The sequence below is a fragment of the Pseudooctadecabacter sp. genome (assembly GCF_020627745.1).
Taxonomy (GTDB): Bacteria; Pseudomonadota; Alphaproteobacteria; order Rhodobacterales; family Rhodobacteraceae; genus Octadecabacter.
Window position 1 is genome coordinate 1 of sequence record NZ_JAHDGE010000050.1, and the last position, 13,873, is coordinate 13,873.

Sequence of the window (13,873 nt, forward strand, 5' to 3'; positions counted from 1 at the left end):
TTCGACACCATCTACCTCCATGGCCTCGTGCGCGACGCCAAGGGCAAGAAGATGTCGAAATCTACCGGCAACGTCATCGACCCGCTGGATATCATCGACGAATACGGCGCGGACGCGCTGCGGTTCACCAATGCGGCGATGGCCTCCCTTGGCGGGGCGCTGAAACTCGACACCTCGCGCATCGCGGGCTACCGCAATTTCGGCACCAAACTGTGGAATGCCGCCCGTTTTGCCGAAATGAACGAAGGCTTCGGCCTGCGCGGTGACCGCCCCACCCCCACCAAATCCGTCAACAGCTGGATCATCGGGGAAACCGCCAAAACGCTGGCAGAGGTGAACGCCGCCCTCGCCGCCTACCGCTTCAACGACGCCGCCGATGCGCTTTATAAATTCGTCTGGGGTAAGGTCTGCGACTGGTATCTGGAACTCAGCAAGCCGCTCTTGATGGATGGCACGGATGCGGAAAAAGCAGAAACGCGCGCGACCTTGTCGTGGGTCCTGGATCAATGCCTGATCCTGCTGCATCCGATCATGCCCTTCATCACCGAAGAACTCTGGGCGCTGGCGGGTCACACGACCCTGCTGGCCCACGAAGACTGGCCTGATTATGGCACCGATCTGGTAAATGACGCCGCCGATCAGGAAATGTCTTGGGTGATCCAGATCATCGAAAACATCCGCTCCACCCGCGCCCAAATGAACGTGCCTGCGGGTCTTTATGTGCCGCTTGTTCAGGTAGAGGCTGACGCCGCCGCCCAAACCGCGTGGACAGGCAGTGAAGCGCTGATCAAACGGTTGGCTCGTGTGGACAGCCTCACAGTGGGTGAGGCCCCCAAGGGGTCGATGATGGTCGGCACTCGTGGCGCAACCTTTGCGCTGCCCTTGGCCGATATTATCGACGTGGACGCGGAAAAAGCCCGCATTTCCAAATCATTGGCTAAGGTCGAAAAAGAAGCAGGCGGGTTGCGCGGACGGTTGGGCAACCCCAAATTCGCGGCCAACGCCTCCGAAGAGGTGGTCGAAGAGGCCAAATCCAATCTCGCCCTGCGGGAAGAGGAAATCGCGCAGTTGAGCGCCGCTTTGGCCCAGCTGAACGAGATCTGATTTAACCCTTCATCAAGGTTAACGCGCGTCCTCCGACCAGAAGGGCGCGCGTTTGCACAAAACTCTTGCGGAACGCGGTCCCCCAGCTTCATCTGGCCCGAAAAACTCCCCCCGGAGGGCCGGTCAGTCCCAAACCGCTCAAGTCTTACGGCACGATCCGCTCAACCGCGCGCATCATGCCCAGCGACTTGTCATAAACCAAGGTCAGCACCCGTCGCCCCCCGCCTGTTCGCGCCAAAGGACCCGCCAGCCGCGCACCCGCAGCTGCTCCGGTTGTCGCCAAAAACCCACGTCGCGTAAATTTCATCGCAAAATCCTCCTCTAAAGGACATGGTAAACACCTTGCCTCTTTTCAAAGGGGAAGGCGCACCGCAAAGTCCCCTCCATGAGCCAAACACCCAAAACGTCACCGCACCTGACGCCCCTTGCCGCGTCCCTTCCCGCAACTGTGCCCTTTGTCGGCCCCGAAGCACAGGAACGCGCAAACGGGCAGCCGTTCAAGGCGCGTCTTGGCGCCAATGAAAGCGTTTTCGGCCCCTCCCCCAAGGCGATCAAAGCCATGAAAGCCGCCGCCGGGGATGTCTGGAAATACGGTGATCCGGAAAGCCACGACCTGCGACACGCCCTTGCGGCCAAACATGACGTTCCGACTGAAAACATCGTCGTGGGCGCGGGCATCGACGGGCTTTTGGACAGCATCGTTCGCCTGACGGTCACGACAGGCGATCACGTGGTGACCAGCGCGGGGGCCTACCCGACCTTCAACTACCACGTGACAGGCTATGGCGGCACAATCCACACAGTCCCCTACACCGCCGATCACGAAGACCCCGACCGGCTGATCGCGAAAGCGCGTGAGGTCGGCGCGAAGCTGATTTATCTGTCCAATCCCGACAATCCCATGGGCACCTGCCACTCCGCGCAGACCATCCAGCTGATGATCCAGAACCTGCCCGAAGGCTGCCTTTTGGTTCTGGACGAAGCTTATGTCGAACTGGCACCCGAGGGCACAGCGCCCGCCTTCAACATCTTCGACGCCCGCGTCATCCGCACGCGCACATTTTCCAAAGCCTACGGCATGGCCGGTGCGCGGGTGGGCTATGCTGTCGGGCACGTGGATTTCATCACCGCCTTCAACCGCGTGCGCAACCATTTCGGGATGAGCCGGATTTCGCAGGCCGGCGCCTTGGCCGCCTTGGCGGACGACGCTTATATCGACGACATCCGCAGCCAGATCGAGGCCTCCCGCCAGGCCCTTTACCAGATTGCTGAAGACAACGGATTGCGTGCCATTCCGTCCGCTACAAATTTCGTGGCGATGGATTGCGGGCAGGACGGTGATTTCGCCCGTGCGGTTCTGGCCGACCTGACGGCGCAGGGGATTTTCGTGCGGATGCCCTTTGTTGCCCCGCAAGACCGCTGCATCCGGATTTCATGCGGCACCGCCGCCGATATGGCCCTTGTGGCCGAAGCCCTGCCAAAAGCGCTCAAGTCCGCACAAAAGGTTTAGGTGATTTTTCACGAAACCGCGTTAGGATTGATGCGTTGAGCGGGAAAGGAGCCCCTGATGAGACGATATCCCGGACGTGTCGAAAATTACACAAACGCCTTTCTGGCAACAGCCTTCGGGATTCTGTTCATGGCGTTTTTCACGATCGCAGCGGTGTGGGGCATTGTCTGGGTCATGCTGTCGGCGGCCTTCATTGACGGGTTGATCCGACTGCGCGCGGCCCGTCTAGCCCCGACTGAGGTCGGCCAGGACATTTGACGCCGCCTCCATCGCACCGCGTCCGTGGGGGATATCCAAGGCCTTGAGGCCCGTATCAATCGTGCCCAGAAACCCCAACACCATGTGCCCGTTCACGTGTCCCATATGGCCCAACCGGAAATAGGCGCTGGCCGGTGTGCGGCCCAGACCGATCCCCAACGTCACGCCCATCTTGTCTTCGCACCACGCCCGCAGGGCATCGCCCTGCCCTTCGTCCAGTTTCAGCGACGTGACGGCCCGCGACCGCGCGGCCTCATCTGCCACGTTGATCTCCATTGGACCGTCCGATGACCAGACATCAATGGCGGCCCAAATGGCCCGCGCCAGCCCAGCGTGACGGGCCCAAATGGCCTCAAGCCCCTCTTCGGCGATCATGTCCAGTGCCTCGCGGAGCCCGTAGATGTGGTGCGTGGGGGCAGTGCCGTCGAAAAACTTCCAGTATTCATCGGCATTCACACGGGGCCGCCAATCCCAATAGCGCGACACCTGCGAGATGGTCCCGCGCACGGCGTCGGCCTTGTCGTTGAACCAGACAAACCCGATCCCCGGCGGCGTCATCAGCCCCTTCTGGCTGGCCGCAACGGTGATATCGACGCCCCAGTCGTCCATCCGGTATTCATCGCACCCCAAGGACGCGATGCAATCACACATCAGCAGCGCGTCATGCCCTGCCGCATCCATCGCTGCACGCACGCCTTTGATGTCGTTCAGAACGCCCGTGGATGTGTCGACCAAGACCGTCAACACGGCTTTGATGCGCCCTTCGGTATCGGCACGCAAGGCGGCCTCAACCTGTGCCAGATCCACGGCATCGCTGTCACCGAAATCAAGTGTTTCAACCGTGGCGCCAAGGCCCTCGGCCATCTCACCCCAGCCCACACAGAACCGGCCCGTGGCCAGAACAAGCACGGTGTCGCCTGCACCGATCACGTTGGACAGCGCAGCCTCCCAGACCCCGTGTCCGTTGGCAATGTAGATGGCCACATTGTGGGCGGTGCCTGCGACGGATTTCAGATCAGGGATCAGGCTGCGCGTCACATCATGCAACTCACCGGTATAAATATTGGGTGCGGCGCGGTGCATGGCGCGCAAGACACGCTCTGGCATGACCGACGGGCCGGGAATAGCAAGGTACGACAGACCATTGGCAAACATGCGCAGGTTCCTATGTTGGGGTAACGTTGCGCTGAACGTAACCGCCCTGTGCGGCGCGTCAACCAACACCGCCTTTCCACCGCGACCATTCAGGCGTAGACGGAAAACGACACTAAAGGACGCCCCCCGCATGACGGACCAAACCACAGGCGCTGAACGATCCTCCCGCCAGATGCTGGGATGGTTGTGGCGCGCATATCTCAGCCGTCACAAACTGCTGCTGGGTGCGGCCCTGTTCCTGATGATCCTCGAAGGCTCCACCTTTGGCGTTCTCAGCTATATGATGAAACCGATGTTCGACAACGTCTTCATTGGCGGGCAAAGCGGCGCCATCTGGATCGTGGGTGCGATCATGTTCGGCCTCTTTGTCACCCGCGCGGTGACGTCTGTGGCCCAGCGCGTGATCCTCAAACGGGTGGCCGAACAATCCGCCGCTGATCTGCGCACTGACCTTTTGCGCCACCTGATGCAGCTCGACACCGCCTTTCACCAGCACCACTCACCCGGCACCCTGATCGAACGGGTGCAGGGTGACGTGCAGGCGCTGGGGCAGGTCTGGACCGGTATTATTACCGGTCTTGGCCGTGACCTGATCGCCGCCATATCCCTCTTTGCCGTGGCACTTTATATCGACTGGCTGTGGACGGTCATCGCCCTGATCGGCATTCCGGTGATGATCCTGCCTTCGCTGTTGATCCAGACCTTCGTGCGCCGCAAAGCCCGCGCCGCACGTGAGGTCGCCGCGCAGATGTCCACCCGTCTGGATGAGGTGTTTCACGGCATCAACCCGATCAAACTCAACCGTCTCGAAAACTATCAGGCCCAGCGGTATGAGGCCCTGACGGGCCGCCGCGTCCGCACGGAGACCGAGGCCGCCTTCGGCCAAGCCCTGATCCCCAGCTTTGTCGATATTATGGCCGGTCTGGGCTTCCTCGCCGTGCTGACCTATGGCGGCAGCCAGATCATTGACGGCGAAAAGACCGTGGGCGAATTCATGGCCTTTTTCACCGCCATGGCCATCGCCTTTGACCCTTTGCGCCGCCTTGGCAACTTGTCGGGCCTGTGGCAAGCCGCCGCCGCTGCCGTGGACCGCCTGCTGGATCTTTTCGAGGCGCAGCCCACCTTGCTGTCCCCCCCCACAGCCGCACCCGTTCCCACCGCAGCACCCGATATCCGGTTCCAAGATGTGCACCTCAGCTACGATGACCTGCCGGTCCTCAACGGCACCACCTTCACGGCGCAAGCCGGCAAAACCACAGCCCTCGTCGGGGCCTCCGGTGCAGGCAAAAGCACCCTATTCAACGTGCTGACCCGCTTGGTTGAACCGCAGGACGGCGAAGTCGCGTTGAACGACACAGCGATCACCGATCTGGACATCGCGGACCTGCGGGGCCTGATCTCAACCGTGTCGCAGGATGCCGCGCTGTTCGATGAAACCCTGCGCGACAACATCCTGCTGGGCACGTCGGACATTGACGATGCGGCACTTGAGCAAACGCTACAGAATGCACATGTCACCGATTTTCTGGACAAACTGCCTGCGGGTCTCGACAGCCCTGCGGGCCCGCGCGGGTCCAACCTGTCGGGCGGCCAGCGCCAGCGCGTGGCCATCGCCCGCGCCCTGATCCGCGACACACCCATTTTGCTGCTGGATGAAGCCACGAGCGCGCTGGACACCAAGTCCGAGGCCATCGTGCAAAGCGCGCTGGACCGCCTTGCCAAGGGACGCACCACGCTGGTCATTGCCCACCGTCTGTCGACTATCCAGAACGCCCACAAGATCGTCGTCATGGACAAAGGCCGCGTCGTGGACGAAGGCACCCACGATGACCTGCTGGACCGTGGCGGGCTCTATGCCGATCTTTACCGGCTGCAATTTCGCGACGGCAAGCAGGTGGTCGACGCCAGCAACCGGCGCGCGCGGCGCGACAGGTTCATTCCCAAAGACACAGCGCCTGTCAGCTGGCTCAGCCGCCTGTTCAGACGCCAGCGACGCTCTTGAGGTGACATCGTGACCAACCGCACCCTCCTCCGCCTCACCGGCACCGACGCCCGCAGCTTTCTGCAAGGGCTGGTGACCAATGACATCACCAGACCCGACCAGACCCTCGTCTATGCGGCGCTTCTGACCCCGCAGGGCAAATTCATCGCGGATTTCTTTGTGGTCCTGCAGGACAGCGGTCTGCTGATCGACGTCGCAACCTCCCACGCACCCGCCTTGGCCCAAAGGCTGGCCATGTACCGTCTGCGCGCGGATGTGCAGATCGACGAAAGCCCCCTCACCGTCTCACGCGGCACGGGCACCGCACCGGAGGGCGCGCTGCAAGATCCCCGTCACCCGGCGATGGGGTGGCGTCTTTATGGGGACACAGACCGGTCCGATGACACCGATTGGGATGCCCTGCGCGTGGCCCACGTCATCCCCGAAACCGGGATTGAGCTGACCCCCGACACCTATATCCTGGAGGCCGGATTTGAACGGCTGAACGGTATCGACTTTCGCAAAGGCTGCTACGTCGGTCAGGAAATCGCGGCGCGAATGAAACACAAGACCGAATTGAAAAAGGGCCTCGTGCAGGTCGCAATCAGCGGCACCGCCCCCGTGGGTACGGACATCACGGCCAGCGGCAAACCTGCCGGCACGCTTTACACCCAATCGGGCAACCACGCGTTGGCACACCTGCGCTTTGATCGCGCAACGGGCGACATGCAGGCAGGCCCCGCAGTCCTGCGCCGGTCCTGACTTCATCTGGCCCAAAAACTCCCGCCAGAGGCGCATCTCTCAGCCAAGACCAAACGCCTGCCGCGAAGGGCTCGCACCCGCCACACATACCCACAAAAACAACAAACGCCGCCCCGTCAGGGGGCGGCGTTTTCAATCAGATCAGCGCATGTGATCAGGCGCGTTCGGAGTATTCCATCGTTTCGGTATTCACGATGATGTCTTCGTCCTGCCCCACGAACGGCGGCACCATGACGCGCACGCCGTTGTCCAAAATCGCAGGTTTGAAAGAATTGGCCGCTGTCTGGCCTTTGACCACCGGCTCGGTCTCGACAATTTTGCAAGTGACCTTTTGTGGCAAGGACGCGTTCAGTGCCTCGCTTTCGTGATATTCGATCACTGCGATCATGCCGTCTTGCAGGAACGGGCGACGTTCGCCCAACAATTCTGCAGGCAGTTCGATCTGCTCATAGGTTTCGGTGTCCATAAACACCAACATTCCGTCGCTCTCGTAAAGGAATTGTTGATCTTTTTGCTCCAAACGGACCTTCTCGACCTTGTCAGCGGACCGGAAACGTTCGTTCAGTTTGGATCCGTTGCGCAGGTTGCGCATTTCAACTTGGGCAAATGCGCCCCCCTTGCCGGGTTTCACATGATCGACCTTTACCGCAGCCCACAGGCCACCATTGTGTTCCAACACGTTGCCAATTCTGATCTCGTTGCCGTTGATTTTCGCCATGGGTCAAATGTGTCCAAATTTTGTCGAAAGGTTGAAGATTTGTTAACGGTGCCTATATCCGGTGGTGATACCCCGTGCAAGCCAACCAGAACGTGTTGGTCGAATCGGGAAGGTATGCCATACACACATGGCTGCCATTCCAAATGAAGACCCCCGAATCGGGCGAATGCGTGCATATTGCACCGCACGCCAGGTACAAGACTAAAAACAACAACGACCCAAACTAAGGACCGAATATGCGAGATTTCGTCGACGGCACAGCGTTTAACAATGAACAAGGCAACCGCGCCCGCAAGCTTTTTGCAGCCGTGGTTCTGGCCGCTTTGGATGACGCCATTGCTGATGACAAGAAGTATGGCAACGGGCCTGAGCAGATCGCTCGCTGGGCACGTTCGCGCGACGGCCGTGAGGTTCTGTCTTGCGCGGGCATCGACCCGAACGAACGCGTTGTTCAGGGCCTTATGGACTTCGTGGGCAAAGGTGTTCGCACCTCCGTGGCCCTCTCCCGCGAGGAGAGCGAGCGCCGCGCTGTGGCAGAAGCTGCAGAACTCGAAGCCCGCGCAGCTTAAGCGCCACTTTATCATCAAGACTGCCAAAAAAGAAAAACGCGGCCCTCTGCTCGGGGCCGCGTTTTTTAGTTGGAAACGTCTGAGGGCGCCTATTGGCCCCCATTGAACATGAACATCCACACAAAAACCGGCGCGGCCTCCGCCACCGCCAAAAGCGCGATCAGCGCACGCATGATCCAGCCCTTGAACCGACGCCAAAGAACCACGCTCAAAATCAGGGTCAGACCGATCTCAATCGGGCCCACAATGCCCGCATAATGATCGCGGTCCCAATAGCTGACGGGGCTTTCGAACACCCAATTTGTGATTGGCCAGAAATGTGCCCGCCCGTCGTCGTGATGGAGCGGGAAATCCAGACCGATGTGCAACAAGGCCGCCCCGCACAGCGCAATCGCCCAAGCCGAACGGCAGGCCAGCGCCAACCCCAGACCGATCCCCCAGATAATGAACGAATTGTCGATGCGGAAAATTGCCTGCCACAGATCGGAATAATACAATTCCCCGAAGACGATCTGGGGGTCCGTTCCCAATACGAAAAGGTGCACCCCCGCCAGCAGGTACAGCGATAGATCCGGCAACAACGCCCCCGCAATCGCCGCAGCCGTGACCTTGGCCGCGTCCGGTTTGGCGAAAGCCGCCATGCCGAAAATCAGATGGGCTGGTGTGTTCATGACTTTCCTCGGGCCTCCGGACTGCTAGACATGCAGGGTGGAGGACGGCCATGACAAAGGCAATCATGATTCAGGGCGCAGGGTCCAATGTGGGTAAGTCCATGTTGGTCGCGGGCCTGTGTCGCGCCGCCGTGAAACGCGGACTGTCGGTGGCCCCCTTCAAGCCGCAGAACATGTCCAACAACGCGGCCGTCACCGCCGACGGCGGGGAAATCGGACGTGCACAGGCCCTGCAGGCCCGCGCCTGTGGGCTTGCTCCGCATACGGATATGAACCCTGTCCTGCTCAAACCCGAAACCGATGTCGGCGCGCAGGTCATCGTGCAGGGCCAGCGGTTCGCCACCATGAAGGCGCGCGAATACGGCACCCGCAAGGCCGAACTGATCCCGCGCGTTCTGGACAGCTACCACCGTCTGGCCTCGGGCCATGATCTGGTCATCATCGAAGGTGCAGGCTCCCCGGCCGAGGTGAACCTGCGCGCCGGTGACATCGCCAACATGGGCTTTGCCGAGGCCGCCGATTGCCCTGTCATTCTCGTCGGCGATATTGACCGTGGCGGTGTGATCGCACAGTTGGTGGGCACGGACGTGATCTTGCCCCCTGACGATCGTGCGCGGATCAAGGGTTTCGCCATTAACAAATTCCGCGGCGACCCGACGTTGTTTGCAGACGGCATGACCGCCATCACCGACCATACCGGCTGGGTGCCTCTGGGCATTGTGCCGTGGTTTGCCGACGCATGGAAACTGCCTGCCGAGGACGTGATGGATGTGGCCAGTCGCACCGGGGGTGCCATCAAAGTTGTTGTGCCACGTCTGAACCGTATCGCTAATTTTGATGACCTTGATCCACTGACCGCCCAGCCTGATGTGACCGTTGAAATCATAGAGGCCGGCCGCCCCCTGCCCGGCGATGCTGATCTGGTGCTGATACCGGGGTCAAAATCCACCATTGCCGATCTGGCGCATTTTCGCGCGCAAGGCTGGGATACGGACCTCTTCGCTCACGTGCGGCGCGGGGGGCACGTTTTGGGCATCTGCGGGGGATACCAGATGCTGGGCCGCGAGATTGCGGACCCTGACGGCATCGAGGGGCCCGCCACCCGCGTGCGCGGCCTTGGTCTGCTGGACGTCACAACCGTCATGGCCACGCAAAAACGGCTCGCCCTGACCGAGGCGGTGTTCAACGCGACGGGCGATCCCGTGTCGGGGTATGAAATTCACATCGGTGAAACCAACGGCCCCGACCGACAGAACGGTTGGCTTACGATCGGGCGTCGGAGTGAAGGCGCGGCATCAGCCGACGGACGGATCAAGGGGTGTTATCTGCACGGCCTTTTTGCCGCCGACGCCTTCCGGCAATCCTACATGGCGCAGATTGGTGTGCCGGTGCAGGCTGTGGCCTATGATGCGGGGGTGGAGGATACCCTTGATGCGCTGGCCGACCATCTGGAAAGTTGCCTCGACATCGACGCTGTTTTGAGGCTGGCCCAGCCGGTCAACCGTCAGTCGAATTCCTGACTGGACAGGATACGGTAGATTTCCCGCCGGACCAGTTTGCGCACGTTGCGTGTGATCCGTTCGCCCAAGGGGCCGGTGAGTTCTTCGCGCACCACCTGTGAAACCAATGCGCGCAGCGCCTCTTCGTCCACCGTTGCACTACCAGACATCAGATCGTCAAGATTTTCGTCCAGATCATCGTCGTCAAAGTCGTCATCGCCGACCTCAGGGTTGGTCCGATGCAAAAATGCGATGCTGTCTGCCACATCGTCAGCTGGCGCATTGTCAGGGGCCACATCGTCGGGTGCCACATCATTGAGGGCGACATCGTCGGATGCCATATCTTCGGCGGTTTCGACCGATGCCGTATCCCTCGCGTCAAATTGCGCGTGCTCATTGCGGTGCAGGCTGTCTTCGGCTTGCAGACCATCCTCTGCATCCCCGCTGCCTTCGGGCAGTGTCTCTGCGTCATCCGCATCCGTGAACTGGCGCGCAATCGCGCCTGGCCATGCAATCGTCTCTGCGGCGGTTTCGCTGCCGTCGGGTTCGAAATCATGGGCGTCCCTGCTGACCGCCGCTTCAAGTTCGGCAATCGTGGCGACAAGCTCGGACCGGTCGGTGCCTTCAGGAGGCGCCGCCGCGGGTTCATCCTCGGCCTCGTCGAACACCATATTGGTCAACGTCAAGGGCGCGTCATCAGACGCCTCGTCCTTTTGTGCCCCCTCAGGCGTAGCTACCGCGTCTTCGTCAACCTGCCACTGATCCTCATCCTCATCGGGATGGTCGTCCCCCCGATTGGCCAAACCGGCCCATGGAGCGTCCGCCTCACTGTCGCTAGAACTGTCCACTTCTGGATCACGTGTCTCGTCAGGCCACGCCGTGGGTGCGCCCCGATCATTGGCCGCGCTGTGCTGGGGGGCCTCTGCCTCCGCAGCACCGCTGTTGTCCTCCGCAAGGGAGGCATCATCGCTCACCAGAAAGGCCGGTGTCAGCACAAAGCGGTCGGCGGGCGCGGGTGCCTCGTCTGCGTCCGGCGCGGTCTGCGTCGGTTCGGCGGCCTCTTCGGCGCGGGTATCGACAAACCAATCGGCGGTCGACGTCTGACCTTCCGCAGATGTCGGCTTGTCCCTGTCCTGCTGCTTATCATCCTGTGCCGCATCCTCGACACGGGCCTTGTCACCATTGCTGACAAGCCGCCTGATAGAGGACAGAACATCCTCAATTTCTACATTCGTAACCGGATCGGACATTATTTATCCTGCTTTCGCCTCAGACCGACAGCATAACCGCCTGTCCGATTCCAAACAACCGATACTCGGCATTTGAACTACTATTGCAGGGATTCCAGCACCCGGTCCAAAGCCTGCCCCTGTTCGGACACGGCCGACGGCGCCTCGCGCACCAGATTGTAGTAGGCCGCCGGATCATAGGACTGTACGCCAAGGTTCAGATGCTCCGCCGTCAACAACCCCATAGCCGCCAGCACGCGGTAACTGGCCACAACTTCATCCGCCTGAGCAGAGATCATGTTGGCCTGGGCATCCAGCAGTTCCTGTTCCGCGTTCAGAACGTCGAGGGTCGTGCGTGCGCCCAGTGTCGCCTCCTCCCGGACCCCCCGAAAGGCCGTGCGCGCGGCACGGATTTGCAAATCAGATGCCTGACGGCTCGCGCGTGCGACTGCCAGAATGGCATAGGCGTTGCCGACCTGCTGGCTGATGGATTGCGTGGTGACAAGCAGCCCGGCACGGGCCGCATCGCGGTTCGCCTGCGCCTGACGGATGACCGATTGCAACTGCCCGCCCTGATAAATCGTGCCGCCATAGGTCAGGCCCAACTGTTGGGTGCTGTTGCCTTCGTCATTGAACCCCAAGGTTCCCTGAAGGCTCAACCGCGGGTTCAGGGCGGCTTCGGCACGACGAATGTTAAGTTCCGCCGCGGTCACACCGTGTTGTGCCGCGCGCACGTTGGGATGATTGCGTACCGCAAAGGCACGGGCCGCTTCGACATCGTGTTGCAGGCGGGCGGGATTCACCACCGCCAGATGACCGGGGGCGCGACCGACGGCGGCACGGTATTCCTCGTTTGCCTGAACCAGCTGGCCTTCGGCCGCCGCCAGAAGACTGCGGGCAGAGGCAAGCCGCGCCTCGGCCAGTGACACATCCGTGCGCGTCACCTCCCCCACTTCGAAGCGGTCGCGCGCGGCGCGCAACTCCTGCTGGATCAGCGCGACATTGCTGCGGCGCAGGGCCAGAAACTCGGACGAACGGCGTACATTCAGATACGCATCAACCGCACGGAACAGCACCTGCTGCTCCACGTCGATCAGGCCCTGTCGCGTCTGCAGAACAAGTTCTTTCTGGGTTTCCGTGGCCAGCGCGCTTGCCCCGCCATCTGCCAGAAGAAGACTGGCCGTGACAGACACCGTGGCCGACAAATTGTCCGACAGATTGCCGGTGTCCGGCGCACCAGATGAATTTTGGTACAGCGCCTGCGCCTGCCACGTCACCACAGGCCGCAACGCCGCCAGCGATTGCGCGACGTCTTCGTCGGCTGCGCGCAAAACAGCGCGGTTCTGATCCAGAAGACCGGAAGCATGATAGGCATCGCGCAGCGCCGAGGCCAGATTGTCCGCCTTGACCGGCACGGCAAAGGCCGCAGTCCCCGCAAACGCCAGTGCAAAGATATGTCTCAGTTTCATGGGGCTATCCTTTGCATGTGGTCGTGATACGGGCGCTTGGTCGTCACGGATGTCATCAGAACGAAAAAGCCGCCTCTTTGGCAAATCCGGGCAACACCGGCGCACCTGCGTTGAATGCCATACGCCAGTTGACGACACCGTCGATCTTGCGCCCGATCCGGACTTCGCCCAAGGCACCTTGCGCAAAAATCGCGATGATGCGGCCGCCTTCCTTGATCTGGTCCAGAAGGGCAGCGGGGATGTCCTCCACAGCGCCCTGCAGTATGATTACATCGTAAGGCCCGCTTTTGGCGGCCCCGTCGGCCAGCGCGCCTTCGAACACGGCCGCATTGTCCACGCCCTGCGCGGTCAGGATCGCCTGTGCGTCGGCCACGCGGGCGGCGTCATCTTCGACGGCCACAACAAAATCGGCCATATGCGCCAGCACGGCGGTCGAATAGCCCAGCCCGCACCCCAGATCGAGGACAACATCCGTCGGCTGCACATCCACCGCATCCAGCATCTTGGCAAAGGTCCGCGCCTCAAGCATCACACGGTCCGTGTCCAGCTGGAGGTTTTCGCCCACATAGGCCGCGTCACGCAGCCGGTCGGGCACATATTCCTCGCGCGGGATATCCAGCAACGCATCAATAATGGGAAATTTCGTGACATCGGACGGACGCACTTGCGTATCGACCATCAAAGTACGGCGGGAGGTGTAGTCAACCACGAGCTAAACTCTTTCGTTCAGAATCTGTTGGTTATACATGCCACACCCCCTGCCCTGTCGCAACGTCCAATGGACCCGGCCGCGTCGTCTTGGCCCCCCAAAACACACAGGACCGGCGACGAAGGGGTTTTGGGCTATTGAACCACCCGACATTCACCGCTAAACGAACCCTCGCACCATAGGCGGCGAGTTGGCGGAGTGGTGACGCAGCGGATTGCAAATCCGTGTACACCGGTTCG

14 protein-coding genes are annotated in these 13,873 nt (G+C 61.1%); 7 read left to right on the plus strand and 7 right to left on the minus strand.

The window, feature by feature from the left end; genetic code table 11:
- A partial coding sequence (locus tag QZ653_RS13895; protein ID WP_296420922.1) for a class I tRNA ligase family protein occupies positions 1 to 1,104 on the plus strand: 1,104 nt, incomplete at its 5' end.
- A 145-nt stretch (positions 1,105 to 1,249) separates the two neighbouring features.
- On the opposite strand, the gene QZ653_RS13900 is transcribed toward QZ653_RS13895, so the two are convergent.
- Entirely contained in the window at positions 1,250 to 1,411 is a 162-nt protein-coding gene (locus QZ653_RS13900) for a Tat pathway signal protein (RefSeq protein WP_296420924.1), read from the minus strand.
- A gap of 78 nt (positions 1,412 to 1,489) precedes the next feature.
- Between QZ653_RS13900 and QZ653_RS13905 the strand changes: the two genes are divergently transcribed.
- Entirely contained in the window at positions 1,490 to 2,614 is a 1,125-nt protein-coding gene (locus QZ653_RS13905) for a pyridoxal phosphate-dependent aminotransferase (protein WP_296420926.1), read from the plus strand.
- A 57-nt stretch (positions 2,615 to 2,671) separates the two neighbouring features.
- Positions 2,672 to 2,872, plus strand: a complete 201-nt coding sequence (locus QZ653_RS13910; RefSeq protein ID WP_296420928.1) for a hypothetical protein — start codon at positions 2,672 to 2,674, stop codon at positions 2,870 to 2,872.
- On the opposite strand, the gene QZ653_RS13915 is transcribed toward QZ653_RS13910, so the two are convergent.
- Positions 2,840 to 4,027, minus strand: coding sequence for a pyridoxal-phosphate-dependent aminotransferase family protein (locus QZ653_RS13915; protein WP_296420930.1), 1,188 nt, complete (start codon positions 4,025 to 4,027; stop codon positions 2,840 to 2,842). The two genes, QZ653_RS13910 and QZ653_RS13915, sit on opposite strands and share 33 nt — an antisense overlap.
- Before the next feature lie 130 nt (positions 4,028 to 4,157).
- Here QZ653_RS13915 and QZ653_RS13920 point away from each other — a divergent pair, with 130 nt between their 5' ends.
- Together QZ653_RS13920 and QZ653_RS13925 are read left to right on the plus strand one after the other, a co-directional pair.
- A complete protein-coding gene (locus QZ653_RS13920; RefSeq protein ID WP_296420931.1) occupies positions 4,158 to 6,029 on the plus strand; it encodes an ABC transporter ATP-binding protein in 1,872 nt (623 codons plus the stop codon).
- A 9-nt stretch (positions 6,030 to 6,038) separates the two neighbouring features.
- Positions 6,039 to 6,770 carry a YgfZ/GcvT domain-containing protein gene (locus QZ653_RS13925; protein WP_296420932.1) on the plus strand — a complete coding sequence of 244 codons (732 nt, stop codon included), beginning with the start codon at positions 6,039 to 6,041 and terminating at the stop codon, positions 6,768 to 6,770.
- Between the two features lie 154 nt (positions 6,771 to 6,924).
- Here QZ653_RS13925 and efp read toward each other — a convergent pair whose 3' ends face one another.
- Positions 6,925 to 7,488 carry an elongation factor P gene (gene efp / locus QZ653_RS13930; RefSeq protein WP_296420934.1) on the minus strand — a complete coding sequence of 188 codons (564 nt, stop codon included), beginning with the start codon at positions 7,486 to 7,488 and terminating at the stop codon, positions 6,925 to 6,927.
- A gap of 236 nt (positions 7,489 to 7,724) precedes the next feature.
- On the opposite strand from efp, the gene QZ653_RS13935 reads away from it, so the two are divergent.
- Entirely contained in the window at positions 7,725 to 8,057 is a 333-nt protein-coding gene (locus QZ653_RS13935) for a DUF6280 family protein (RefSeq protein ID WP_296420936.1), read from the plus strand.
- An 89-nt stretch (positions 8,058 to 8,146) separates the two neighbouring features.
- Here QZ653_RS13935 and QZ653_RS13940 read toward each other — a convergent pair whose 3' ends face one another.
- On the minus strand, positions 8,147 to 8,728 hold the full coding sequence (locus QZ653_RS13940; protein WP_296420937.1) for a cobalamin biosynthesis protein CobQ: 582 nt from the start codon (positions 8,726 to 8,728) through the stop codon (positions 8,147 to 8,149).
- Positions 8,729 to 8,778: 50 nt separating this feature from the next.
- On the opposite strand from QZ653_RS13940, the gene QZ653_RS13945 reads away from it, so the two are divergent.
- Positions 8,779 to 10,248 carry a cobyric acid synthase gene (locus QZ653_RS13945; RefSeq protein ID WP_296420939.1) on the plus strand — a complete coding sequence of 490 codons (1,470 nt, stop codon included), beginning with the start codon at positions 8,779 to 8,781 and terminating at the stop codon, positions 10,246 to 10,248.
- Here QZ653_RS13945 and QZ653_RS13950 read toward each other — a convergent pair.
- From QZ653_RS13950 to QZ653_RS13960, 3 genes are all read right to left on the minus strand, one after another.
- Positions 10,233 to 11,477 (minus strand): hypothetical protein, encoded by a 1,245-nt coding sequence (locus QZ653_RS13950; RefSeq protein ID WP_296420941.1) that lies wholly within the window; start codon positions 11,475 to 11,477, stop codon positions 10,233 to 10,235. The two genes, QZ653_RS13945 and QZ653_RS13950, sit on opposite strands and share 16 nt — an antisense overlap.
- Before the next feature lie 80 nt (positions 11,478 to 11,557).
- Positions 11,558 to 12,925: a TolC family outer membrane protein gene (locus QZ653_RS13955; protein ID WP_296420942.1), complete on the minus strand. Its 1,368-nt coding sequence runs from the start codon at positions 12,923 to 12,925 to the stop codon at positions 11,558 to 11,560.
- A gap of 55 nt (positions 12,926 to 12,980) precedes the next feature.
- On the minus strand, positions 12,981 to 13,634 hold the full coding sequence (locus tag QZ653_RS13960) for a protein-L-isoaspartate O-methyltransferase family protein (protein ID WP_296420944.1): 654 nt from the start codon (positions 13,632 to 13,634) through the stop codon (positions 12,981 to 12,983).
- Between the last annotated feature and the right edge of the window lie 239 nt (positions 13,635 to 13,873).